The sequence below is a fragment of the Gordonia sp. SMJS1 genome, from assembly GCF_029866425.1.
GTDB lineage: Bacteria > Actinomycetota > Actinomycetes > Mycobacteriales > Mycobacteriaceae > Gordonia > Gordonia hongkongensis.
Map to the genome: position 1 here is coordinate 3688366 of NZ_CP123381.1, position 24676 is coordinate 3713041.

Annotated in this window: 20 protein-coding genes and 5 pseudogenes; 11 read left to right on the forward strand and 14 right to left on the reverse strand. The window is 68.7% G+C overall.

Going from position 1 to position 24676, the window contains the following annotated elements; all coding sequences use genetic code 11:
• Nucleotides 1-75: 75 nt before the first annotated feature.
• Nucleotides 76-684 (forward strand): TetR/AcrR family transcriptional regulator, encoded by a 609-nt coding sequence (locus QAD21_RS16880; protein ID WP_065631052.1) that lies wholly within the window; start codon nucleotides 76-78, stop codon nucleotides 682-684.
• On the opposite strand, the gene QAD21_RS16885 is transcribed toward QAD21_RS16880, so the two are convergent.
• Both QAD21_RS16885 and QAD21_RS16890 read right to left on the reverse strand, forming a co-directional pair.
• Complete coding sequence (locus QAD21_RS16885; protein WP_068970922.1) at nucleotides 665-1903, reverse strand: MFS transporter; 1239 nt, start codon at nucleotides 1901-1903, stop codon at nucleotides 665-667. The two genes, QAD21_RS16880 and QAD21_RS16885, sit on opposite strands and share 20 nt — an antisense overlap.
• 67 nt (nucleotides 1904-1970) lie before the next feature.
• Nucleotides 1971-2672: a TetR/AcrR family transcriptional regulator gene (locus QAD21_RS16890; protein ID WP_068970913.1), complete on the reverse strand. Its 702-nt coding sequence runs from the start codon at nucleotides 2670-2672 to the stop codon at nucleotides 1971-1973.
• Nucleotides 2673-2777: 105 nt separating this feature from the next.
• On the opposite strand from QAD21_RS16890, the gene QAD21_RS16895 reads away from it, so the two are divergent.
• Together QAD21_RS16895 and QAD21_RS16900 are read left to right on the forward strand one after the other, a co-directional pair.
• Entirely contained in the window at nucleotides 2778-3764 is a 987-nt protein-coding gene (locus tag QAD21_RS16895) for an ATP-binding cassette domain-containing protein (protein WP_065631054.1), read from the forward strand.
• Nucleotides 3761-4585, forward strand: coding sequence for an ABC transporter permease (locus QAD21_RS16900; RefSeq protein WP_083207371.1), 825 nt, complete (start codon nucleotides 3761-3763; stop codon nucleotides 4583-4585). Before QAD21_RS16895 ends, QAD21_RS16900 begins: the two co-directional genes overlap by 4 nt.
• A gap of 15 nt (nucleotides 4586-4600) precedes the next feature.
• On the opposite strand, the gene QAD21_RS16905 is transcribed toward QAD21_RS16900, so the two are convergent.
• Both QAD21_RS16905 and QAD21_RS16910 read right to left on the reverse strand, forming a co-directional pair.
• Nucleotides 4601-5110, reverse strand: coding sequence for a carboxymuconolactone decarboxylase family protein (locus QAD21_RS16905; protein ID WP_068970912.1), 510 nt, complete (start codon nucleotides 5108-5110; stop codon nucleotides 4601-4603).
• Nucleotides 5111-5153: 43 nt separating this feature from the next.
• Complete coding sequence (locus QAD21_RS16910) at nucleotides 5154-5486, reverse strand: hypothetical protein (RefSeq protein WP_064571124.1); 333 nt, start codon at nucleotides 5484-5486, stop codon at nucleotides 5154-5156.
• A 125-nt stretch (nucleotides 5487-5611) separates the two neighbouring features.
• Between QAD21_RS16910 and QAD21_RS16915 the strand changes: the two are divergent.
• A pseudogene (locus tag QAD21_RS16915) lies at nucleotides 5612-7652 on the forward strand (DUF2339 domain-containing protein).
• A gap of 64 nt (nucleotides 7653-7716) precedes the next feature.
• Here QAD21_RS16915 and QAD21_RS16920 read toward each other — a convergent pair.
• Nucleotides 7717-8585: pseudogene (locus QAD21_RS16920) on the reverse strand (formate/nitrite transporter family protein).
• Nucleotides 8586-8838: 253 nt separating this feature from the next.
• On the opposite strand from QAD21_RS16920, the gene cynS reads away from it, so the two are divergent.
• Nucleotides 8839-9291: a cyanase gene (gene cynS / locus QAD21_RS16925; RefSeq protein WP_068970055.1), complete on the forward strand. Its 453-nt coding sequence runs from the start codon at nucleotides 8839-8841 to the stop codon at nucleotides 9289-9291.
• On the opposite strand, the gene QAD21_RS16930 is transcribed toward cynS, so the two are convergent.
• A complete protein-coding gene (locus tag QAD21_RS16930; RefSeq protein WP_068970054.1) occupies nucleotides 9279-10871 on the reverse strand; it encodes a PucR family transcriptional regulator in 1593 nt (530 codons plus the stop codon). The genes cynS and QAD21_RS16930 overlap by 13 nt on opposite strands.
• 88 nt (nucleotides 10872-10959) lie before the next feature.
• Here QAD21_RS16930 and QAD21_RS16935 point away from each other — a divergent pair, with 88 nt between their 5' ends.
• Together QAD21_RS16935 and QAD21_RS16940 are read left to right on the forward strand one after the other, a co-directional pair.
• Nucleotides 10960-11460: a nucleoside deaminase gene (locus QAD21_RS16935; RefSeq protein WP_058252482.1), complete on the forward strand. Its 501-nt coding sequence runs from the start codon at nucleotides 10960-10962 to the stop codon at nucleotides 11458-11460.
• Nucleotides 11457-12427 (forward strand): annotated as a pseudogene (locus QAD21_RS16940) (2-oxoglutarate and iron-dependent oxygenase domain-containing protein). Before QAD21_RS16935 ends, QAD21_RS16940 begins: the two are co-directional and overlap by 4 nt.
• A 534-nt stretch (nucleotides 12428-12961) precedes the next feature.
• Here the strand turns inward: QAD21_RS16940 and QAD21_RS16945 are convergent.
• The 3 genes and pseudogenes from QAD21_RS16945 to QAD21_RS16955 form a co-directional block, all read right to left on the reverse strand.
• Nucleotides 12962-13945: pseudogene (locus tag QAD21_RS16945) on the reverse strand (arabinofuranosidase).
• A gap of 375 nt (nucleotides 13946-14320) precedes the next feature.
• Nucleotides 14321-14871: pseudogene (locus QAD21_RS16950) on the reverse strand (putative immunity protein).
• A 23-nt stretch (nucleotides 14872-14894) separates the two neighbouring features.
• Nucleotides 14895-15536 (reverse strand): GNAT family N-acetyltransferase, encoded by a 642-nt coding sequence (locus QAD21_RS16955; protein WP_249356560.1) that lies wholly within the window; start codon nucleotides 15534-15536, stop codon nucleotides 14895-14897.
• Between the two features lie 134 nt (nucleotides 15537-15670).
• Here QAD21_RS16955 and QAD21_RS16960 point away from each other — a divergent pair, with 134 nt between their 5' ends.
• The gene (locus QAD21_RS16960) at nucleotides 15671-17029 is read left to right on the forward strand and encodes a trypsin-like peptidase domain-containing protein (protein ID WP_065631061.1); all 1359 of its coding nucleotides are present in this window, start codon (nucleotides 15671-15673) and stop codon (nucleotides 17027-17029) included.
• A 16-nt stretch (nucleotides 17030-17045) separates the two neighbouring features.
• On the opposite strand, the gene QAD21_RS16965 is transcribed toward QAD21_RS16960, so the two are convergent.
• The 5 genes from QAD21_RS16965 to QAD21_RS16985 all read right to left on the reverse strand — a co-directional run bounded on the left by QAD21_RS16965 (nucleotide 17046) and on the right by QAD21_RS16985 (nucleotide 20980).
• On the reverse strand, nucleotides 17046-17483 hold the full coding sequence (locus QAD21_RS16965) for a VOC family protein (RefSeq protein WP_137810919.1): 438 nt from the start codon (nucleotides 17481-17483) through the stop codon (nucleotides 17046-17048).
• A gap of 139 nt (nucleotides 17484-17622) precedes the next feature.
• Entirely contained in the window at nucleotides 17623-18114 is a 492-nt protein-coding gene (locus QAD21_RS16970; protein WP_137810920.1) for a peptide-methionine (S)-S-oxide reductase, read from the reverse strand.
• Nucleotides 18115-18121: 7 nt separating this feature from the next.
• Nucleotides 18122-19201 carry a redox-regulated ATPase YchF gene (ychF, locus tag QAD21_RS16975; protein WP_137810921.1) on the reverse strand — a complete coding sequence of 360 codons (1080 nt, stop codon included), beginning with the start codon at nucleotides 19199-19201 and terminating at the stop codon, nucleotides 18122-18124.
• Nucleotides 19202-19258: 57 nt separating this feature from the next.
• Nucleotides 19259-20557 carry an AI-2E family transporter gene (locus QAD21_RS16980; protein ID WP_065631088.1) on the reverse strand — a complete coding sequence of 433 codons (1299 nt, stop codon included), beginning with the start codon at nucleotides 20555-20557 and terminating at the stop codon, nucleotides 19259-19261.
• A gap of 84 nt (nucleotides 20558-20641) precedes the next feature.
• Nucleotides 20642-20980: a hypothetical protein gene (locus QAD21_RS16985; RefSeq protein ID WP_226513736.1), complete on the reverse strand. Its 339-nt coding sequence runs from the start codon at nucleotides 20978-20980 to the stop codon at nucleotides 20642-20644.
• A 118-nt stretch (nucleotides 20981-21098) separates the two neighbouring features.
• Between QAD21_RS16985 and QAD21_RS16990 the strand changes: the two genes are divergently transcribed.
• From QAD21_RS16990 to QAD21_RS17000, 3 genes are all read left to right on the forward strand, one after another.
• Nucleotides 21099-22652 (forward strand): AlkA N-terminal domain-containing protein, encoded by a 1554-nt coding sequence (locus QAD21_RS16990; protein WP_137810922.1) that lies wholly within the window; start codon nucleotides 21099-21101, stop codon nucleotides 22650-22652.
• 83 nt (nucleotides 22653-22735) lie between these two features.
• Nucleotides 22736-23362, forward strand: coding sequence for a methylated-DNA--[protein]-cysteine S-methyltransferase (locus QAD21_RS16995; RefSeq protein WP_065631066.1), 627 nt, complete (start codon nucleotides 22736-22738; stop codon nucleotides 23360-23362).
• A 57-nt stretch (nucleotides 23363-23419) separates the two neighbouring features.
• Nucleotides 23420-24673, forward strand: coding sequence for a DNA recombination protein RmuC (locus QAD21_RS17000; RefSeq protein ID WP_065631090.1), 1254 nt, complete (start codon nucleotides 23420-23422; stop codon nucleotides 24671-24673).
• Nucleotides 24674-24676: the final 3 nt, after the last annotated feature.

The following is a 24676-nucleotide window of genomic DNA, read 5'->3' on the forward strand; positions in this document are numbered from 1 at the left end:
ACCCAGAGTAACTCTTTGGGTACAGGCGTGACCAGATCTGTGCGGGGTACGCTGGCGGCCGACTATGGTGAGCAGATGTCCTCACCGACCCGCTGGGCGGGCGTACCGCTCGCGGACCGGCGCGCGGAGCGTAGAGCGGCCCTGATCGCGGCCGCCTTCGACATCTTCGGAGGCGTCGGCGCGGAAGCCGAGCTGTCGGTCCGCTCGGTGTGCCGGTATTGCGGCTACAACACCCGGTACTTCTACGAGAGCTTCTCCGACACCGACGATCTGCTCGGCGCGGTCTACGACACCGCGACGGCGGAACTCGGCGTGGTGGTCGAGGCCGCGATGCGCGAGGCGGGCCCCTCGGTCCGGTCACGCACCCGCGCGGGTATCCGTGCGGTCCTCGGCCACGCGTCGTCGGATCCGCGGCGCGGCCGCGTGTTGTTCACCGCCGGGGTGACCAATCCCGTTCTCGCCGAACGGCGGGCCACCACCCAGGGCATGCTCCGCGACCTCGCGTTCGCCGAGGCCGACGCCCGCGACACCGACCGGCTCACGAGCCGGGTGCGGGCCGCGATCTTCACCGGCGCGATGTCCGAACTGGTGCAACAGTTCTTGGCCGGCAGCCTGGGTGACGACCTCGACCGCGTCGTCGACGAGGCGATGGCGACCCTCCTGCCTACCCGAGACGTTTCATGAGACCGCGATCGAGGGCCCGGATCATGACCAGGCAGCCGAGGCCGGACAGGATCAGGCCGGTCGCGAAGATCGCCGGGAACCCGAACAGGTCGCCGACGATCCCGGCGGCGAACCCGGCCGCGCCCTGCACGCCGACCACCGCGCACGCGAACAAGGTGTAGTCGCTGCCCTCGTAGCCCTGCTGGCACGCATCCATCATCAGGGTGAACACCGCGACGGTCGCCGCGCCACCCAGGATGTGCTCGGCGAGGCTGGCCGTGACCACCAGCCAGAAGCCGCCGACGCCGATCGACGCGACCAGATACACTCCAAGACTGAGTGTCTGGGTGACACCGCCGACGAGCAGTGCGTGCCGCCGACCGTAGGTGTACGCGAGCCACCCGCCGAGCGCGGCTCCGCCGAGCGCTCCGGCCGACGACAACGCACCTTCGACGAGCGCGATCTGGCCCAGTGTGAGTCCGATGTCGGACATGAACGGGCCCACCAGCGCCGACGCCATCGAGTTACCGAACTTGAACGCGCCGACGACGAGGATGAACGTGATCACGCCCGGACGTCGGAGCCGCGACGACCAGCCCGTCAGCAACAACCCGGGCGACACCCGCTTCGACGGTGTCGGCTGCGCATCGCCGGTCGGTCGGCTCGGCTCACGGGCGAGAAACCACACGCCGACGGTGACCGCGAACAGGAGCACCGCCATCACGACGAACAAGGTGCGCCAACCGGCGAACGAGAACAGCCAGAGGAGCCCGCCGCCGCCGGCGATCATGCCGATTCGGTACGCGCCCACCTGGATTCCGTTGCCCAGACCGCGCTGACGCGGCTCGAGCATCGACACCGCCAGCCCGTCGGTCGCGATGTCCTGCGTCGCCGACAGCAGGTTGATGACCGCGATGCCGATCAGGAGCCAGACCAGGGACCCGGACAGATCGAGCGTCGCCAAGACGAGTGCGACGACCGCCGACGACAACTGCAGGGACACCAGCCATCTGCGCCGGGTGCCGTAGGCGTCGACATAGGGCGCCCACAGGAATTTCAGGCCCCAGGGCGCGAACAACAGTCCGTACACGCTGATCTGGGTCAGTGAGTAACCCTCCTCGCGGAGGATGACCGGCACCGCCTGGCTGAAGAATCCGTAGGGCAGGCCCTGCGCGAAGTAGAGAACGGTGAGCAGCGACAGCGTGCCGACCGCGAGCCGGCCCGAGCGCACAGTCGACATGGGTGACATCATGCCGCACAGATGCGAGTGCGGCGGTGGGCGGCCGGTCAGAGTGCCCGGTGACGCGTCAGGGCGAGCCGGTGGCGCGCGATGCGATGCCGTCGAGAATGAGCTGCAGCCCGAATTCACGGTCGTCGGACTCCCCGCCCGCGCTCTGCATCGCCGCGAACAGGTACGGGTACTGCGCGGGATCGGCGAGACCGGTCAGCACCTGCTCGAAGTCCGACTCCGCATCGGTACCCGTCGCACGCCGCATCTCGATCTCCAACCGGGTTGCCGACAGCACATACTGGGCGAGCAGGCCGAGGATCTCGAGTTTGTCGTCACCGGGCAGGTCGAAATCCTTCAGGATCTCGAAACCCGCCTCCATCCAACGCATTCGACGCGGCCCCGGGACCGCGACCGTCAGCGGCAGTTCGAGGAACCAGGGGCGTTCGACCATGCCGTCGATCTGCGCCCGCGTCCACGCCGCCAGATCCTCGCGCCACTCCCCTCGGCGCGGCGGCAACGCGAGCTGACCCGCCACCGCGTCCACCATGAGGCTCAGCAGCTGAGCCTTGCCGGACACGTGGCGATACAGGGCCATGGCCGAACAGCCGAGCGCCTCACCCACGCGCGCCATGGAAACCGCGTCGAGGCCGTCGGTGTCGGCGATCGCGATCGCGGCGTCGACGATGCGGTCGAGATCGAGGGCCGGTTTGGGACCACGGCTGCCCGCCCTGCCACCTGTCCACAGCCGTTGCAGCGTCTCGTCCCCACCCTCTGCCATTCGCGATCCTCTCGGTCGGCGACCCTTGCCGTCGCGCACAACTGCGTCTACTGTACGCAGTTACTGGAGTAAACAGTTTTACACATAAACAGATCGGAGTCCGACATGACCGTCCCGGACCGTTCGTCACCCATGCCGGTCGAGGCCGTCTGCCTCACGAAATCGTTGGGCCGCGGGGACTCCCGGGTGCCCGTCCTGCGCGGGCTGGACCTCGACGTCGGCGCCGGGGAGGTCGTCGCCCTGCTCGGCCCCAACGGCGCGGGTAAGACGACCACGGTGCGCATCCTGTCCACCCTCACCCGCCCCGACGGAGGGACCGCCCGCGTCGGCGGCTTCGACGTCGTCGCCGATCGCCGCCGGGTCCGCGAGATCATCAGTCTGACCGGGCAATACGCGGCCGTCGACGACAAGCTCACCGGTCGCGAGAACCTGAGGATGATGGGTCGGCTCGCGCACCATCCCCGCCGCACCGTCGATCACCGCGTCGACGAACTCCTGCTCGCCTTCGATCTCACCGACGCCGCCGACCGACTGGTCGCGACGTACTCCGGCGGTATGCGCCGGCGTCTCGATCTCGCCGCGGGACTCCTCGACCGGCCGGTGGTCCTCTTCCTCGACGAGCCGACGACCGGCCTCGACCCGCGCAGCCGTCAGATGCTCTGGCAGGTGATCGACGACGTGGTCGCGCAGGGGACGGCAGTCCTATTGACCACGCAGTATCTGGAGGAGGCGGACCGCCTCGCCGACCGCGTGGCCCTCATCAGTGGCGGCCGGATCGGGACCGCCGGTACACCGGCCGACCTGAAACGCCGCGTCGGCGAGGCCGCGCTCGAGTTCGTCGTGCCGACCGCGGCCGACGCCACCGCCCTCGCCTCCGACCTGGCGGCTTTCGGGCCGTCGGTCCAGTCGACCATCGTCCGCGTGCCCACCGACCGGTCGGTGGCCCACACACGCGCGGTCCTCGATCTCGCCGATCGGACCGTCGCCACCGTCGATTCCTGGGAATTGCGCTCTCCCACACTGGACGACGTGTTTCTCGCGGCAACCGGACAACCCGCCGAACCGGCCACCGGGAACGAGGTCGCGGCATGAGTCTCACCACTGCCCTCGCCGAGCGCTCGTCGTCGAAGCGACTACGGCACCTGCAGATCGACGCGACCACGATGTTCGCGCGATCGCTGCGCATGATGAGCCGCGATCCGGACGAGTTGATCCTCGCGCTCGTCCTGCCGATCGCCATCATGCTGATGTTCGTCTACGTCTTCGGCGGCGCGATGTCGGTGGGTACCGACTACATCACCTACGCGACTCCTGGAGTCATCCTGCTGTGCGCGGGCTACGGCGCGTCCAATACCGCACTGGCGGTGGCGAATGACATGAACGGCGGCGTCATCGACCGCTTTCGGTCGATGCCCATCGTGGGCGCGACCATGGTGTTCGGCCATGTCGCGGCCAGCCTGGTGAAGAACTCCGTCTCCACCGCGGTCGTCCTGATCGTCGCGGTCGCCATCGGTTTCCGGCCGTCGGCGTCGCTGTTCGAATGGCTCGGGGCCGCCGGGATGGTCCTCGCCTACATCCTGGCCATCACCTGCCTCGCCGCGTTCATCGGCGTGGCGGTGCGAACGCCCGCCGCAGCAGGCGGTTTCGGCTTCGTCATGCTCTTCCTGCCGTATGTCTCGAGTGCGTTCGTGCCACCCGAGACGATGCCGGCCTGGCTGCGCGGCTTCGCCGAGGCACAACCGGTCACACCGGTCATCGAGTCCATTCGAGCCCTGCTGGTCGGCATGGGCACCGGCGGGTCACCGGTGCACGATCTGACGTCGACAGCGGTGACGGGCCTGGCCTGGTGCGCGGCGATCGCGCTGGTGTCACTCGCGGCGGCCGGCTGGGTGTTCGCACGCAAAGGGCGGTGACGCGAGGACGGCCGACTAGCCTGTCGCGCCACCGGTGAACGGTGTTGCCGCCTTCTGCGGCGAGGCGCCGGGCCGGGGGCGGTACCCGCTCACGATGGACATCCGGTTGAACGCGTTGATGGTCACCGCCGCCCAGATCAGCACCGCGGTCTGGTCGGTGTCGAGGATGTCCGTCGCCCGGTCGTAGGCGAGGTCGGCCGCGTCGTGCGCCGGCAGTTCGGTGACGAGCTCGGCGATCTCCAGGGCCGCCTGCTCGACGTCGTCGTAGAGGTCCGGCGCATCCCGCCACCCGGCCATGACGTCGATCTGCTGCGTCGTCAGACCCGCGGTGCGGCCCAGTTGCGCATGGAGATCCATGCAGAAGGCGCAACCGTTGAGCTGCGAACACCGCAGGTTCACCAGTTCCACGAGGGACCGCCTCAGCCCGATCGGTTCGGCGGCCGCGGCGACCTCGGCCGATACCGCGATCAGCTTTCGGTAGACCTGCGGCGTGGTCTTGTCGATTCGCACCCGTTGCGCAGGCATGGCCCCACAGTAGACATCAGCCCGTCACAGTGGGAAACAGGCATCAGCCCGCCATCGCGGGAAACGCCAGCGCCACGAGCATGAGGGCGAACAGGAACCACGCCGCGCCCTGCCACATCGGCCAGGTGCCGCCCCGGCGATAGGTGCGGTAGGCGTTGACCAGCGCACCGATCCCGCCGAGAAGGAACACACCGGGGACGAGCGACGCGAGGACGATATTGGCGCGGTCGACGGCGAGGAAGACCGCGCAGGCCACCGCGCCGAGCGCGACCACGGCCACGACATACAGGGCCGCGGACCGGTAGCTTCCGGTGTCCTGCCAGCGCTTCTCGACGTCGGCGCGTCCACGGTCGGCAGCATTGTGCGGATCAGTCATGGTCCAGCGATACCCTGCCGGGCCGTCCGGCAATCACGTCGCCGCGCACCCGTCACACGAATCCCCCACCCCTGGTGGGTAGGACTACTCATCCATGCCGGGGCGCGACCGGTCATCGTCGACACATGAACTCTCCCAGCAGCACATTCGGCGGCGATCCGAGTACTGCCACCCTGGCGCGGATCTCGACCGAGTTCGACGCGATAGCACGCCAGATGTCCACCGTGTCAGCCGAATTCGCCGAGCTGCGACGTATCGTCGCCGAGCCCGACGAGCCTGCTCGCGACGTCGCCCCCGCACCGCAATCCGCCGTGCAGCCACCCGCCGCCGGCCTCACCCCACCGACGGTGGCGGCAGCTCCTGCGCAGGCCGCGGGACCTCGGCCCACACCCCCGTCCCGGCCCTGGTTGCCGACGGCGCCGCCACCGGTCGGCCACCAACGACCCCCGATCGCTCCGCCGGGCCCGCAAGGTCCTCCGCCGATGCCCCGCCCGGCGAGTGCGCGACCGTATCCGCCGGTCGCGTCGCCTCCGCGGCCGGCCGGGCCGTCGATGTCCGAACGGATCGGCGCGGCCGCCGAACGCGGATTGATCGGCAAGATCCTCGCCACCGCCGGCGTGGGCGTGACCCTCATCGGTGTCGCACTGCTCCTCGTCCTGGCCGCACAGGCCGGATTGCTCCGCCCGGAATTCCGCGTCGCGGGTGGCGCGGTCCTCGCCGCGGCGCTCGTCGCCGGCGGGATCTGGTCGCGCGGCCGGCCCGACGGCCGGATCGGTGCCATCGCGCTGACGGCCACCGGGATCGCGGCGGGTTACCTCGACGTCCTGGCCGCGACCAAGATCTACGACTGGTTGCCCATCGTCGTGGGCCTCGGAGTCGCGGGACTCGTCGCCGCGGCTGGGCTCGCGCTTGCCCATCGGTGGCGCAGCGAACACCTGGGGCTGCTCGTCGTCGTGCCGTTGATCGCTCTGGCACCGGTGCTCACCGGCGGACTGGACACCACCCTCATCGCGTTCATGGTGGTCCTCGCCGCGGCATCGGCGTGGGTCCAGCTCGGTCGCGACTGGATCTGGCTGCATGCCGTGCGGCTCGCCGCGCCCACGATTCCGTTGACCCTGGTCGGTGTCCTCGCGCTGGCCGGCTGGACGTCGGCCGGTGCCGCCGACACCGTCTTCGCGGCCGCGGTCGTCGTGGTCGTCGTGCTGGGGGTCGCCGGCGCCCTGATCGCGATGCCCACCACGCAGTTCCGGGAGACGCTGGCCGGTCTGGCGAGTGCGACGACCATCCCCGCGTTGTTCGCCGGAGCGGTGATGAACATGCCGGGCGCGGTGATCCTGCAGACCTGCATCGCCGGCGCGCTGATCGGAACCGTGTTGATCGGATCGGGGCTTCCCGACTCGCGTACCGGCTCCACCCCGCGCGTGCCCGACGTCGTTGCGCAGATCTGGTCCGCGACCGCCCTTCTGCTGCTGTTCGTCGCCGTTCTGGTGGCCTTCGACGGCACGGTGGCGATCACCGTCCTGCTCGGCCTGGCAACGGTGACCGCGCTTGTCGCCCGGACATGGTCGACGACCTCGCGGGTACTTCTCGCCGGTGGCTCGGTCCTGTGGGCCATCGGTTTCGCGGCGCTACTCGACGCGGCGCCGCCGTATGTGCTCGCCGATGCGGACCTGATGCGACGGGACGCGTCTCTGGGGATCGTCGTGGCGAGTGTGTTCGCGGCCGCCGGCGCCCTGGTCCTGGCCGCCGGGTGGGCCCGCCTCACCGACGAGAAGGTCTCGCGCGCAGCCCATATCGCCGCCGGAGTGGTCGTCGTCTACGCACTCACCGCGATCAGTGTGACCGCAGGCGTCCTGGTCGCCGGGTCGGACGGCTTCCTCGCCGGTCACGTGCTGGCGACCACCTGCTGGATGGTCCTCGCGGGGACGGCCCTGGCCTATGCCCGGCGTCGCACCGGTGCCGCACGTACCGCCGCGGTCACCGGGGGTCTAGTCCTCGTCGCGCGCGATGGCGAAACTGTTCCTCTTCGACCTGGCCACCCTCGACGGGATCTTCCGCGTGATCGTGTTCATCGTGACCGGACTCATCCTGCTCGGCCTGGGCGCCTGGTACGCCCGCGCCCTCCAGGACGACCCGGCCGAGCCGTCTTCGGCGACAGCCGTATGACCCTGTCGAACAATATGACGTCTGCCCGGAATGCGGGCACGACGTCATACGGGTCGGCGTCGGGCTAGGCGGTCGTCGTACGGACCGGCGCGGCCACGTCGACCTCGGTCGTCGCGTCGTGGGCGGGGGGTCGACGATCCGGAGCGGTCCGTACATGGGTGAAGTACAGCGTCAGACCGACGAAGGTGAGTCCGCCGACGAGATTGCCGATCACCGTGGGGATCTCGTTCCAGACGAGGTAGTCGGCGATCGAGAAGTCACCGCCGAGCATGAGACCCGAGGGGAAGAGGAACATGTTGACGATCGAGTGCTCGAAGCCCATGTAGAAGAACAGCATGATCGGCATCCACATCCCGATCACCTTGCCGGGCAGGGATGTCGACATCATCGCGGCGACGACACCGGTGGACACCATCCAGTTGCACAGCACGCCGCGGATGAACAGCGTCAGCATGCCGGCGGCCCCGTGCTCGGCGTAACCGACGGTACGGCTGTGGCCGATCTCGCCGAGCCGCTGTCCCACCTCGTCGGGTGCGACGCTGAATCCATAGGTCAGGATGACCGCCATCATCACCGCGACCAGGATGGCGCCGAGGAAGTTCCCGAGGAACACCAGACCCCAGTTGCGCAGCATCGACCGGACCGTGACTCCTCGTCGCTTGTCGAGCAGTGCGAGTGGCACCAGCGTGAACACACCGGTGAGCAGGTCGAATCCCATCAGGTAGAGCAGGATGAAGCCGACCGGGAACAACAGCGCCCCCAGCAGCGGCTGGCCGGTCTGCACGGTGACGGTCACCGCGAAGGCCGCGGCCAGAGCCAGGATCGCGCCGGCCATGAACGCCCTGATCAGGTGTCGCGGGTGGACATGAACGCCTTGGACTCGCCGGCGTCGACCATCTTCACCGCGAATTCGGACGGTTTCACATAGGACATGTGGTTCTCCTCGAACTCCTCAGTTGATGCGCCCATGGAACCGAGGCCACATGTCCGTTCGGTGTCATCGACGAGTCTCCCTGTTACACCGCCCTCACTCGGTCCAGGTCGCGGTGTGAAGTTCTGGTGTCGCCGCGGTCTGCGGTGGGCGTGTCGATCGTGTGAACACTGCCGAAAGTCGCTGACTCGACTTGGCATCGTGCCCGCCGATGGGCAATGTGGGTGTGGTCCAACACTATCGATGGAGATGACGATGACCACCCCGATCATGCCGAAAACCGATGCCGCAGAGCTGATCAACGCCGCGCGGATTCGCCAGGGACTGACGTGGGCGACAATTGCCGAGAATATCGACGCCCCGTTGGTCTGGACCGTCGCTGCGCTGCTGGGCAAACATCCGGTCCCGGCCACGAAGGCCACCGCCGTGGTGGAACTGCTCGGCCTCGGCGAGGGCGTCGCCGAGAGTCTGCGGCAACAGCCGACGCGTACACCCGACGAGGCGGCGACGAGCGACCCCACCATCTACCGCTTCTACGAGGCGCTCGACGTCTACGGGCCCGCGCTGAAGGCACTCATCCACGAGGAGTTCGGCGACGGCATCATGAGCGCCATCAACTTCAACATCGACATCCGACGCCGGCCCGACCCGAACGGCGACCGCGTGGTCGTGACCTTCGACGGGAAGTTCCTCGACTACAACTGGTGAGCCACCTGGTGAACCTCGCGGGTCACCGAACGCAGGGCCAGCATCGTCGACGCGTAGACGGCCGGGTCGGTGGGGTCGAAACCGAGGACCGTCCGGATCCGTTCGAGCCGCTGATAGAGGCTCTGCCTGCCGATGTGGAGCGCCGCAGCCGACCGCGTCGCGCTGCAGCCGTGCGCCAGGTGCACCGCCAGGGTCCGGACGAGGTCCGACGAGGAGCGTCCATCGGCCGCGACGAGTGGTTCCACCAGGGACCGCAGCTCCGTCCGAAGAGCGGGATCCAGCGCACCGATCGCCTCGTCGACGAGGAGTTCGCGCGAGGTGAACACCCGTCGTCCCGTCCCGAGGCCCGCGGCGGTGGACGCCGCGAGCCCGAGTTGCCGCCCGCATCGGCGCAATGAGGCGGAGAGGACGGACGCCACATCCGCGCCGGGCCCGACATCGTCGATGACACAGGGGTTTCCGACGACGACCGTGGTGCGTCCGATTCGGTTGCCCTGCCGTGTCAACGAGGACGCCACCCGGTCGACCGGGTCGGTGGCGCCCTCTCCTCCCCCGGCCGGCACCGCGGCCAGAGCGTAGAGCGTGGCGTCGACGATGCTGCGTGCCACCGAATCCAGCTCGGCGCCGGCGACCGCGGCATCGGCCATCCGCGGGTCGGGGGCCTCCGCCGCAAGGGGCACCACCACGGTGGGCGCCCCCACGGACACCCCCGCGGCGGCCAGGCGTGCCCGCAGATCCGCGGGTCGCATCGGTCTGGCGTCGACCAGGTCTTCGACGAGCCGCGCGGCCAGGGCCGAACCCCGGACCCCGGTCCGGGTCAGGCCGACCGCCACCGGACCGGCGGCCGCACGCAACAGACTCTGCGCGAACGGGACCGGGCCGGCGTCGGTGCGCTCGCCCACGATCAGCCGGGCGATCGGACGTCCCTTGCTGTGGACCGTGGCCTCCGATACGGCCCGGTCGACGACCCGCCACGCCGCCGAGTCGTCGTCGACGCCGTGCGCGGACAGCAGCGCCCCGGATGTGGACACGAGAACGACAGGCGCATGCAGGGTTTCGGCCACATGGCCGAGCATGGGCGCGACCCCGGCACCGGCCGCCAGGTCGTCGTGGAGTGACTCCACGAGAGTCGAGCGGACTCGTAACTCGTCGACCTCGCGGGCGGCGATCGCGGTGTTGACCGCTCGGCACACGTCGATGAAGGGGACCACCGCCCGGAGTTCGATGATCGGCAGCCGGACCGCCGATCCCGCCCGCACCATCTCCTCGGGTACCGCCTCGAACGTCCGACCCACTTCGATCGCGACCGCCGCGACCCCGCGCTGCGACAGGTCCTGCACATAGTGCTTGCGGGTGCCGGCATCGAGTCCGCGCAGACCGAGCCCCGTCGTGAGCAGCAACTCGCCGCCGGTGAGCAGCGGCCCGATCTCGTAGATCTCGCTCGAATGCACCCACCGCACGGGTGCGTCGAGACGTTCGTGGCCGCTCAGAACCCGCGGCTCGGCGACCGCCAGGTGGTCGTCGAGGATCTCCCGAAGCGTCGGGGTGGCGGTATCCGTCGGGGGTCGATCGAGCGTCATGGACGAAGACAATATGCACCGGCGGCCTCGGCCGCAGTACGACGATCTGTCAGTTGTCACCGTCGGAGCCACCCGGCACTCTCGAAGCATGACGATCTCGCTGCCCGGCCATGCCGGTCTCGACGTGTCCGGGATGCTCGACGTCGCCTACCGGGAGGCACGGACGAGCCTCGACGAGGGCGGCATCCCGATCGGCGCGGCCCTCTTCGCGGCCGACGGCACGCTGCTCGGCGCGGGCCACAATCGGCGCGTGCAGGCCGACGATCCGTCGGCGCACGGCGAGACCGATGCATTCCGCGCCGCGGGGCGGCAACGGGATTACGGGCCGACGATCATGGTGACGACCCTGTCGCCGTGCTGGTACTGCTCCGGCCTCATCCGCCAGTTCGGCATCGGCACGGTCGTCATCGGCGAAAACACCTCGTTCTACGGCGGAGAGGACTGGTTGCGTGAGCACGGTGTCGAGGTCATCGTGCTCGACGACGAGCGGTGCGCGGAGATGATGTCGTCGTACATCGCGGCCAATCCTGCGGTGTGGAACGAGGACATCGGGGTCGCCCCGGCCGACGAGAACGTGGAGATGTCATGACCGACAGCCCGGTACTCACCGTCGACCTTCGGGAGTGGCAGGCCGGAGGTGCTGCCGCGCAACGGGTCTGCGCCGCTGTCGATGAATCCCTGCAGCAGGCCGGGTTCCTGCTCGTCACCGGGCACGGACTCGATCCCGAGTTGCCGACCTCCCTTCGCGCGGCGGCCCGTCGGTTCTTCGCTGTCCCAGCCGACGTCAAGAGCCGGTACTCCGCCGGTGTCGGCGGCCGCGGTTGGATCGGTCCCGGCAAGGAGGCCAACGGTTTCGCCGAGGGCACCGAGACCCCGCCGGACCTGAAGGAGTCGTTCACCTCCGGTGCGCAGACGCCGGTGGGCATACCCGAGATCGACGGGTACTGGTTCGCCCCCGACGTGTGGCCGGCAGAGACGCCCGAACTCCGAGAACTGTTCACGGCGTGGACGTCTCAGATGCGGCGGCTGTCCGACGACCTGCTGGCGCTGATGGCCGCCGCACTCGGCCTCGTCGGCCCGGACAATCCGTTCCGCGACCTCGCGTCGACGCCGACGTGGTCGTCCAACATCAACCACTACCCGCCGCTGCACGACGTCGGAACCCCCGAACCCGGCCAGTTCCGCATCGGACCGCACACCGACTTCGGCACCGTCACCATCCTCGACCGCGAACCCGGCGCCGCGGATTGCAGGTCTACAGCGAGCAATCGGGGTGGGCCGACGCACCGTGGAACCCCGACGCCCTGACCGTCAACATCGGGGACATCCTCGAGTACTGGTCGGCCGGGCGCTGGCCCGCGGGCCGGCACCGCGTCCTGCCACCGCAACCCGACGCACCCGCCGAAGACCTCGTCTCGCTGATCTTCTTCTACGAACTCGATCACGACGCCCTCGTCTCACCCGTCGCCCCACCCGTGGGCCGCCGCGCCGGACTCGAACCGGTGGTGTCCGGGGACTTCATCCGTCAGCGCCTCGACGCCATCACCGTCGGCTGAGACCTGCAATTCGAAGGAAACGCATAACCCCTGGTTCCTGATCCGAAAGAACCGCACAACCCCTGCTCCCCAATCCGACAGAACCGACCCGCCCCCCTGCTCCCTGAGGAGCGCCCGGAGCTTGCGGAGGGCGCGTCACGAAGGGTCTTCGCACCCGACTCACCAAGACCCTTCGTGACGCTCGCAAGCTCGCTCCTCAGGGAGCTGCTGAAGGGCTCGCACCGAACGGTTCTTTCGTGATCCACGACGGCCGCCAGGCCGCAGTTACTGTGGTGTGAGGAGCGCAAGCCGCCGGGCCGAGCAAGCGACGAAGGAGCGCGTCGAGGTCGACGAACCTCGAAGGGCCTGGCGAGACACGTTGCCACACCCTCGTGGCTTGCTTCGCTCGCACCTCAGCCGGCGGCCGGCCGGGGAAAATTCCATCCCCGTGAGCAGGATCGAAGGGCAATATTCCCTTCGATCCTGTTGAGGGGGACGCGAATCGCGCGTAGCGCCAGACCCCGCCTGCAAAGCGGTGCGCGCGATCAGTCGCCGTCAGGCGCGCTCGCGCATCACGCCCACGTGGCGGACCGTCCCGGAGATGCCCGGGATCTGTTGCACCGGCGACCAGGTGCGCATCCCATCGGTGCTGTCGGAGTAGAGGTATCGGCCGTTCCGGTAGGCGTCGAGGTACATCCGCCAGGCGCCGTTCGGTAGCTGGACGACGGCGGGACCCTCGACGAGACGACCCCAGTTGCCCGGCGGCACGAACCGGTAGGGCCCGAACAGCGAGCCCGAGACCGCATGCTCGATGAACTTTCGCGTCTCGTTCTTGGTGAACGCATGATAAGTCGGCCCGACCTTGATGACCGTGGTGTCGACGTGGTCGGCGCCGATGCTCAACATCGGCACGGGCGGACTCCACATCCGCAGCCCGGGATCGAGCGCCGTCATCACGTAGGGGACGAAACCACCACCGGTTGACATCGACAGGATCACGTTGACCCGGCCACCCTCCACGAACCATTCGGGCGCCCAAGCCTTGGTCGTGAACGGCGACAACGACGGACCGTCACTCGAACCCGCCGACCCGGACGAGCCGGGCGAACCTGACCCGCTCGAGCCGAATCCCTTGCCGACACCGGTCCCCGGCAGGAACGCACAGCACAGCGGCACCGGCCAGTTGTACAGGAAGTTCCAGTTGACGCGGTCGCGGCTGCGCGCGAACCCGATGCTGGCCCCGTCGGCGGTCGTCTACGTCACGTAATACCAGCCGTCGGTGTGCCGGAAGATGCTCGCATCCCGGACATAGCCCGTCGGCGGCCGGTACGCGGACCTGCGCACCAGGGTGTACTCGAGGCCGTCGGAGGACTCGTACACGTCCATGTCGCGCGCACTCGCATTGCTGAACGCGACCATCGTGTACCGCCAACCCGAGGGCGCGGCGGCACTGCTCGCCGGCGTCGGGACGAGCAGCCCGGCCACCGCGAGCAGGACCACGATCGCCGCGGCGAGGACGGTTCGTCTGGAAGGAGTCACCGATGCAGAATCGACGACGAACGGCGCACGATGTGCAACTTTCACCCGGAAGGTCGTCGGTTCCGGCCGCACGGATCGCCAGGGCGAATCCGTGCGGCCGGTGACGATCACCGGGTTCGACGAATCGCCGTACCCCTAGCTGCCGTTGGCGTAGAGCGCCAGGAGCGGACCGATGAAGGCGAACAACATGGTGAGACCGAGTTCAGACGAGGACACTGGAGACCTTTCGACATGTGCCAACTGGAAGGCCGACGAGCTCGACTGCGCACATCGGCCAGGCAACACCATGTCATGCGACATGTCGTTTGTCAGGCGAATGATCAACAAAAACCGTTCCTGCACAGGGGATTTGATGTGCGCGAGCGGCCACTCGTCTCAGTCAGGCGTCCCAGTCGTCCGTCTGCCCGACGCCCGCAACCGGCTGTCGAGTTCGGCCATCAGGCGGGCCGCCCGCGATGCGCCGACCCCCGGTTCCGGGTACCGACACAGCACATCGATGAGCTCGGGTGGTGTCCGGTTGCACACGGCCACGATCATCTCGTTCCCCACCGTCGGGTCTCCGCCGCTGTCGAGTTCGGCGATGTATACCCGGTTCACCGCGGCCCGCAGGATGTGACCGACCTGGTGCGCTTTCGCGATCGGATGCAGATATGCCGCCGCCGCTGCGTCGCCCGCGGCTTGGGCGGCCAGTCGAGCGGTCTCCGACTGCGCGTCCTTCGCGGCCCGATGCGCTGCGAAGGCCGCCGTCCGCTGTCGCGTCGATCTGCGTGCGCCGGCGGCGATTCCCGGGCCGCCTCGATGGCCGCGCGGGGACGCGGGTCGTCGGGCCGCGTTCGCTCGAAGACCGGCAGCACTTCTTCGGCCCACTCGGTCGCACAACGCACGACGACCCGCAAGTCGTCATCGGTCAACTCGAAGTCTGCCATCGGCCGGAACGCTAGCAGTGTCCTCACACGGTCGCCGACAACCCGCCGCCATCCGGATCGCGGAGCATCGAATGGACGACGAGGCTCGTGTCGACCGGAGTCGTTGCGGTGACGACGAACCCGCGACGTTCGTAGATCATCACATTGCGATCGTCGGAGGTCTCGAGCGCGACGCACGCACCCGGAGGAGGAGTCCTGTCGTCGACCGCGGCGAGTCCGGCGCGGACCAGCGCGCTTCCCAGCCCCTTGCCCTGGCGGTCCGGGTGGACTCCGAGTGTCGCCAGGTTCCATGCGCCTGCCGGGTGCGCAGGGGTCTCGGCCCGGGCGACCGCGGCCAGCCGATCGCCGTGCAGGGCGGCCGCTTCGGCCTGAAACTGTCCATCCGGCTCCGGCACATCCGGGGGCAGCAGGGCGATCACGCCGCACCGGTCCGTGGTGACCAGCACGACACCGTGGTCGAAGGCGTATCCCAGATACATCCGTTGTAGTCGGTGCAACCGTTCCCGATAGCCGTCCTCGGGAATGGACCATCGAGTCCAGGGATAGGCGTCGAAAGCGGCGGCGAGAGTGCCGGCGGCATCGTCGAGATCCGCGATGATCGCGTGGTCGATGGAAATGTCACTGTCCTCGAGGGTTGAGTCGGATGCGGGTGGTCGGCGGGTCACATTACCGCGGAACCACATTCGGTCGACACTGATATCTCGTGGCGCGGGAAATCCGCAGTGGACAGGTCAGAGACACCTGAGAGTCCGCGTCGAGCTTGTCAGCAAATCCGCAGGATTTCCGTAGCCCTGTTCACATGAGGCGCAGGCATCGTGGTGCCGTGAACACGCCCCAGACCCCCATGCCCGACGACGACCACGACCCGATCACCGAACCCTTTGCGCCGCCGCGCGGACCGGTGCCGCCGCCCGGGCCCTGGGCGATGAACCCGCAGGCCACCCCGCCGCCATTCGTCTCACCCCCGCCGCCTCCTCCGGTCGCGCGGCAGCGGGCCGGCGTGACGAAGCCGATCATCGTCACCGCGCTCCTCGCGGGACTGCTCGGCGGCGCCGTCGGCATGGGAGGCAGTTCGCTGCTCGGGCACGACGCCGCGTCGGTACCGATCCTCAACTCGCAACCGGCCGCCGCGGCCAACGCCGCCGACGCGCAACCCGGTTCGGTGACGTATGCCGCGAGCGTGGCGTCGAAGTCGACGGCCGACATCAAGGTCCAGACCGCGAACGGCACGGCGGTGGGCAGCGGTATCGTCCTCTCCCCCGACGGTTACGTCCTGACGAACCACCACGTCGTCGCCGGGGCCGGCTCCGGCAGCACGATCGTCGTCACCACCGGCGACGGGCATCAGCACAACGCCACCGTCACCGGGAACGCCCCGTCGTACGATCTCGCGGTCATCAAGCTCGAGGGTGCGTCGGGATTGACCCCGGCGGCACTCGGTGATTCGGATGCGCTGAAGGTCGGCCAGCAGGTGGTCGCCGTCGGCAGCCCGGACAGCCTGACCAACACGGTGACGTCCGGCATCGTCAGCGCGCTGTCGCGGACGGTGACCGCCGGCGACACCAGTGGTTCGTCGCTCACCGTGTACAACGGTCTGCAGACCGACACCCCCATCAACCCCGGCAATTCCGGTGGGCCACTGGTGAATCTGCAGGGGCAGGTGATCGCGGTCAATTCGGCGGTGGACACCGGCCAGGCCGCGTCCGGTGGGCCGCAGTCCTTCGGGTTGGGTTTCGCGATCCCGATCAACACCGCCAAGCGCATCGCCAACCAACTGTTGCAGGACGGTCAGGCAACCAAACCCGTGATGGGAGTGTCGGGTTCACTGTCGGCGGGCGACCGGACCGAGGGCGCGACCGTCTCGTCGGTGCAGCGTGGCGGGCCCGCGGCAGATGCGGGTATCCGGCAGGGCGACGTCATCACCAAGGTCGGGGACACCACCGTCTCCGACTACGCCGACCTGATGGCGCAGATCCTCACCCACGAGCCGGGTGAGACCGTGCCGGTGACCATCGGTTCCGGTTCGGGTGCCCGGACGGTCCAGGTGAAGCTGGGCAGTGCCGTCGACGAGCAGGAGACGACGGTGCCGGAATCCGGCAGCGGATCGGGCGGTTCCCCGTTGCCGTTCGGCGGCAACCCCTTCGGTCAGAACCCGTGACCCGAGCTGCGCCGGATCAGCCCGGCGAGAGTCGTTGGGCGAACATGACGAGGATGTCGCTCGGCCCGCGCACGTAGGTCAGTTTGTACACGTCCTCGTAGGTGGCGACGCCGCGCACGGGATGACACCCGTGCCGTGCCGCCACCTCGAGGGCCTCGTCGATGTCGTCGACCGAGAACGCCACCCGGTGCATCCCGATGTCGTTGGGCTGCGTGGGTGGCGTCTCGATGGCCTCGGGATGGATGTACTCGAAGAGTTCGAGCCGCCCGTGACCGTCGGGGGTCTGCAGCATCGCCATCTCCACGTGGTTGCCGTCGAGCCCGACCGCCGTGTCGGCCCACTCCCCGCGGACCGTGTCCCGGCCGATGACGTCGAGACCGAGGTCGGTGAAGAAGGCGATCGCGGCGTCGAGGTCACGCACGGCGATGGCGACGTTCTCGAGTGTGATGGGCATGGAGGTCACGCTAGCAACGATGGGCGACGGCCATGAGCGTGTCGCGAGACCGTGCACGGCCGGCGGCCGTGGATGGTCGGGCACTCGGCGCGGAGGGTTCAGCAGTAGGTATCGCTGAGGGATACCTACTGCTGAACCGTCAGTCGCGGTACTTCGTCAAGAGCTCATGCGGGAGGTGGCACGCGCTCTCCGGATACCGTGCGAGCCGATCCTGGTGCTCGTCGGCACTGCGCACATAGTTCAACAGCGGAAGCACCTCGACGGCGATGCGATCCGCGTCGGCCCGCGCACCGATGAAGGCTCGCGCATGTTCGAGGTGCTCCGGCCGGTCGGAATACACACCGGTGCGGTACTTCTCGCCGACGTCGGGCCCCTGTCGGTTCACGCTGTACGGATCGATGATCTCGAAGAGGTGCGAGACCAACTGGTCGACGCTCACGACAGCCGGATCGAACCGGGTCCGCACGCATTCGGCGTAGCCGTCGTACTCACCGTCGAGGGTATGGCTCGTGCCGTTGGCCCGGCCGGCCTCGGTGAAGGTCACACCCGGCAGCGTCGCGACGAATGCCTGCACACCCCACAGGCAACCGCCCGCGAGGTAGAGCTCCTCGTTCGGCGGCACGGACGTCATCGCTTGTCTAGACGTTGAACCGGAACTCGACGACGTCACCGTCTTTCATGACGTAGTCCTTGCCCTCCATGCGCACCTTGCCGGCGGACTTGGCCGCGGCCATCGAGCCGGCGGCGTCGAGGTCGTCGAACGAGACGATCTCGGCCTTGATGAAGCCCTTTTCGAAGTCGGTGTGGATGACACCGGCCGCCTTGGGCGCGGTGTCGCCCTGGTGGATGGTCCAGGCACGGGATTCCTTGGGGCCGGCCGTGAGGTAGGTCTGCAGGCCCAAGGTGTGAAAACCGGCGCGCGCCAACGAGGTCAGGCCCGGCTCGTCCTGCCCGATCGAGTCGAGCAGCTCCTGGGCGTCCTCCTCGTCGAGTTCGAGGAGTTCGCTCTCGACCTTGGCGTCGAGGAACACAGCGTCGGCGGGTGCGACGGCGGCGCGCAGCTCCGCCTTACGGGCGTCGTCGGTGAGCACACCCTCGTCGGAGTTGAAGACATAGAGGAACGGCTTCGCGGTCATCAGGTGCAGCTCGCGCACCGACGCCAGGTCGAACGAATCCTTCTGCGAGAACAGTGTTTTGCCGGTGTCGAGGATCTCCTGCGCCTTTTTGGCGGCAGCGAGGGTCTCGGCCAGGTCCTTGTTCTTGCGCGCGTCTTTCTCCAGACGCGGGATGGCCTTCTCGAGCGTCTGCATGTCGGCCAGGATCAGCTCAGTCTCGATGACCTCGATGTCGGCGAAGGGATCGACGCGACCGTCGACGTGGATGACGTCACCGTCGTCGAAGACCCGGACCACCTGGCAGATGGCGTCGGCTTCGCGGATGTTGGCGAGGAACTGGTTGCCCATGCCCTCACCTTCCGACGCACCCTTCACGATGCCGGCGATGTCGACGAAGGACACGGTGGCGGGCAGGATCCGCTCGCTGCCGAAGATCTCTGCGAGGCGGCCCAGGCGGCTGTCCGGCAGTTCGACCACGCCGACGTTCGGCTCGATCGTCGCGAACGGGTAGTTCGCCGCGAGGACGTCGTTACGGGTCAGGGCATTGAACAGGGTCGACTTACCGACGTTGGGCAGACCGACGATTCCCAGGGTGAGACTCACGGGCGCCCAGTCTATCGGCAGGCAGCGCGACGCCCGGCGGGGCGTCGGTCCGAGGAGTCAGTCCCGGTCGAGCAACCCCTTCACCGGGTTCGGGGGATCCTTCGGCGGGTCATCGTTCGGAACACCGACCTGGGTCGTGACCGGTGTGTTCGCGGGTGGCAACGACTCGCCGGCCCGCTCGGCGATCTGCTCGTTCAGGTAGCGGAGCACCACGGCGAGCGAGGCCACGGCGGGAACCGCGAGGAACGCGCCGGTGATGCCGAACAACGTGCCGCCCAAGGTCACCGACAGCAGCACGATCACCGCGTGCAGATCCATCGACTTCGACTGCAACCACGGCTGGAGCACGTTCCCCTCGAGTTGCTGCACCGCGAGGATGATGCCCAGCACGATCAGGGCCGTGGTCAGACCGTTGGACACGAGTGCGATCAACACCGCGAGCGCGCCGGCGACGAAGGCACCCACGATCGGGATGAATCCGCCGAGGAAGGTGATGACCACCAGCACAGACGCCAACGGGACGCCCAGGATGAACAGACCGAGACCGATCAGCGCGGCGTCGACGAAACTCACGATCGCCTGTGTGCGGATGAAGCCGCCGAGGCTGTTCCACATGCGGGTCAGCACCTCACCGAGGTGGTTGCCCGAGGGCTTGCCGACGGTGCGGTCGAGCCACGGCACGAACTTCGGACCGTCCTTGAGGAAGAAGAACACGAGCACGAGCGAGGTGAACATCGTGATCAGCAGCGACGTCGCCGTTCCGACGCCGCTGAACACACCGGCCGCGATGGTCGACGCGCTCGACTGCAGTCGGTCGGTGATGGTGCTGACCATGTTGTCGAGCTGCTGGTCGTCGACGTTCAGCGGCGGACCCTGCACCCAGTCCTGCAGACGCTCCACACCATCGGTCGCACGGCTCGCCAGTTCGGGCGCCTGGTCGACGACCGACGGGACGATCAGCCCGATCACACCGGCGAACACACCCAGTCCGATGAGCATCATCAGGAACGACGCCGCGGCGGCCGGCACGCCCTTGTTGCGCATCCACCGCACCGGCGGCCACAGGATCGTGCACGCGATGATGGCCAGGAGGACCGGCAACAGGATCACCCAGAACTTGCCGAGCAACCAGAACAGCACCCACAGCGCGGCGGCCACCAACACGATCTGCGCGCCGACCGTCGCGCACGACCGCAGGCCGGTCATCATCACCTGGAGCCGGGTCGGATACGTCTTCTCACCGCCGCCGAGCACCGCATCGCCGCCGAGGACGGCGTCGGCACCGACCTTGGTGGTGTCTGGTCTTGCGTCGGCGGACGAGTCGTCCGCGCGCTGATCGTCCGAGCTGTCGGTCACCCGAGGATCCTCACACATCGGCATGACAATGCGACATCGACGCGGCGACGGTCGTACGAACATGTGGTCCGTCCGACGACATGATCAGCGGCGGCGGAATTTCCGTCCGAGGTAGCGAACCAGCGAGTTGATGGCCTCGAGTTCAGCGTCGACCTGGTTGAAGACGACCGGGGTGTCGTCGCGCCCGGCTGGCCCGGCGTCCGATCGCGGCGGGGGCTCGGCCGACGACGGAGCGCATCCGGCGGCCGGGGCGACCCGCTCGGTCCGCGCCGTGATGCCGAGCTCGGTTTCCTCGGCGCAGGCACGCCTGATCGTCTCCGGGCCGTAGAGGCCCATCATCATCTCCAGCCCCCACGCGGGGAGTCCGGACAGGGACTGGTCGTCGTGCCGACTTCTGCGGCGGCCATCGAACCGGGTGGTCATGGCGCCATGCTGCCACAGACATGTAACCCAGATCACACTTTTCGTCCGCTCAGTGGGATGCCGTCGCGATGTCCGATTCCCGCCAGACCGGGACGTCGACGGATGACACAGTGGACGGGTGAGCACAGGCACCGCAACAGAACCCGACACCGGGGGTTTCGCGCCGGACTTCGACCGGTGTTATCGCGCAGTGCAGGCCCGCGACGCCCGCTTCGACGGTCAGTTCTTCGTGACGGTCCGCACCACCGGCATCTACTGCCGTCCGTCGTGTCCGGCACAGACCCCCCGGCCCGCCAACGTGGCGTTCGTCCTCACCGCGGCGGCCGCCCAGCAGCAGGGTTTCCGTGCTTGCCGACGCTGCGCACCCGACGCCGTTCCGGGGTCCCCGCTGTGGAACATCAACGCCGACATGGCGGCTCGCGCGATGCGGCTCATCGCCGACGGCGTCGTCGAGCGCGAAGGGGTCGACGGACTCGCGGCGCGTCTGAGGTATTCACCCCGGCACCTCACCCGCGTGCTGACCCGGCATCTCGGAGCCGGGCCGCTCGCGCTCGCCCGAGCAATTCGCGCCACCAACGCCCGCGTGCTCATCCAGTGCACGACGATGCCGATGACCGACGTCGCGTTCGCCGCCGGATTCGCCAGCGTGCGCCAGTTCAACGACACCGTCCGCGCCGTTTTCGGACTCACCCCCACCGAGCTTCGACGCCTGCACAGCCGCAGGAAGGATGCGATCGGCACCGATTCCGCCCCGGGAAGCGTCACCCTGCGCCTGCCGTTCCGCGCGCCCTATCGCTGGCCATGGATGCGCTGGTTCCTGGACGCGCACGCCGTGGCCGGGGTCGAATCCGTCGTCGACGCCCCGGACAGTCCGCACGGCTGGCGTTACCGCCGGGTCCTCGCCCTACCCCACCGAACGGCGTCGGCGGAGGTGGAGCCGCAGGACGACCACGCCGTCGTCGCCCTTCACGGACTGGACATGCGTGACGTGGGGGTCGCGGTCAACCGGATCCGGCGTCTGCTCGACCTCGACGCCGACATCACCGCGGCCGAGGACGCACTGGCCGCCGACGCCACGATGCAGCGGCTGCTGCGCCAGGCGCCGGGCCTCCGTGCGCCCGGCAGCCTCGACCCGGCCGAGACGATCATCCGGACCATGCTCGGTCAGCAGGTGAGTCTCGCCGCCGCGCGCAACCAGGTGAACCGGCTCGTCGAGGCCCTCGGCGAACCGGTCGGCGACGCCTTCGCCACCCCGTCCGAGACGGCGACGACAGTCGACGGTCCGGCGTCGAAGTCCTTCCCGACGCCGGGTGTCATCGCCGCCCGTGGACACGAGGTCCTCCGCGGCCCGCGGCGGCGGATCGATGCCGTGATCGACGTCGCGGCGGCACTCGCCGAAGGTCGGGTGGAACCGCATGTGGGGGTCGATGCGTCTGATCTTCGTGCCCAGCTTCTCGAGTTGCCCGGCATCGGCCCCTGGACCGCCGACATCGTCACGATGCGAGTCACCGGCGATCCCGACGTCCTGCTCACGAACGACCTCGTGGTCGTCCGGGCTGCCGCCGACCTCGGGATCGATCTGCGGGACACGCGGCACTGGGCGCCGTGGCGCTCGTACGCGACCATGCACCTGTGGCGACACCGACTCGACGCCGCCGGACAGGCCGTGTGACGAGCGGTGAGCAGACTCCGATGACCGGCATCTCGTAGCGATCCCTTCTCCGATCACATCCCAGCGATCCGCAAGGAGCGACAATGTCCGCACCGGCCACCACCCCCGCCACCTCCGGGCCCGACACCCCTGAACCGGGGAGTGCCCAATCCATCGGCCACACAACGACAGTCGGCGGCTACGCCACCGTCACCACTCCCAACGGGGCGTTCACCGTCGTCGCCGATCCCGACCACCGGGTCCTGGCGTCGGGGTGGACCGACGATCCCGCCTACCTGACGGCGCTCGTCCACCGCGCGCTACGACCGGAATCGATCCAGCCGTCCGCCGCGCTCGGCACCATCACCGACGCCGTGTCGGCGTACTACGACGGCGATCTCGCCGCGCCGTCGCGGATTCCGGTCGTCCAACGTTCCGGCGGGACCTTCCTCGGTCCGGCCTGGGACGCCCTGCGCCTGGTCGAGGCCGGGAACCCCGTCACCTACACCCGCTTCGCCGAACTGGCCGGTCAGCCGGCGGCGGTCCGGGCCGCGGCAGCCGCCTGCGCGCGCAACGCGGCTGCCCTGTTCGTGCCCTGCCACCGGGTGAAGCGCAGCGACGGAAGCCTCGGCGGTTTCCGCTACGGCCTGCCCACCAAGCAGTGGCTGCTCGACTTCGAGGCCGGCGCGCGGAGCGGCCCGGACGAGCGGAGCGGTTCCGACGACCGATAGTGCCCGTCGCCCGCGGTCCGGCCGAACTTGTCGGGGGTGTCCGACACCATCGACGACATGACTGCTGCCGCCCTCTCGTTCGTCGTCGGCCTCGCCCTGGGGATCGCCCTGGGCTGGTGGGCGCACGCCGCTCGCAGTGCCGCGACCGTGGCGGCGGCTCGCGCCGAGGTGGAGATGCTGCGCGCCGCCCGCGACGACGTCGCGTCCTCGTTGTCGTGGGCCACCGAGGACGCGGCACGCCGGCAGTCGTCGGCGATCGGCAGTTCGGTTGCGCACATCGTCGAGCCGTTGCGCGCCAACCTCGCCCAGCTCGCCGACGAACTGCGCCGGGTCGAGAACAACCGGATCGGCGCGTACGCCGGACTGACCGAGCAGGTGCGCGGGATCCACTCGGCGTCGATCGCGCTCAACGACCAGACCCGCCAGCTCGCCAACGCGTTGCACAGCCCCCACGCCCGCGGCCGATGGGGTGAGGTCCAGCTCGAGCGCGTGGTCGAGCTCGCCGGCATGACCAAGCACTGCGACTTCAGCACCCAGGTGTCGGTCACCGACCCCTCCGATCCGAACGGTTCGGGAAACGGCCGGGGTGCCACGACGCTGCGGCCGGACCTCGTCGTCCACCTCGCCGGCGGCCGCGACATCGTCGTGGACGCCAAGGTGCCCCTCGACGCCTACCTGCGGGCGGCCGAGGCCACCGACACGTCCGTTCGCGACAAACTCATCCGCGAACATGCTCGCGCCCTGCGCGCGCACATCGCACGACTGTCTGCGAAGTCCTACTGGTCCGCCTTCGACAACACACCGGAGATGGTGGTGCTGTTCGTGCCCGGCGACGTCGTCCTGGAAGCCGCCGCCCGCACCGACCCCGATCTCCTCGAGTTCGGCTTCGCACGCAACGTCGTCATCGCCACCCCGACCACCCTCATCGCATTGCTACGGACCGTCGCACTGGGATGGCGTCACGATGCGATGGCTCGCGACGCCGCGGTCATCCATGATCTCGGTCTGCAGCTCCATCAGCGGCTCACCGGGGTGCTCACTCACCTCGGCACCCTCGGCACGTCGCTGCAGCGCACGGTCGACGCCTACAACTCGACGATCGGTTCGGTGGACAGTCGCCTCGGCGTCACCGCACGCCGGCTGGCCGAGCTCGACGCGCTGGGCGATGTCCCGGACGCCCCACGACCACCGGTGATCCACGACACCTGCCGCCCGGCGGGGCCGACCGCCCGGCCTGGGACGGCGCCGGAGGCGGCATCGACGCCCCGGTCCGGGGGTGAAACGATTTCTGTCGAGGACCCGGTACCGTGACCA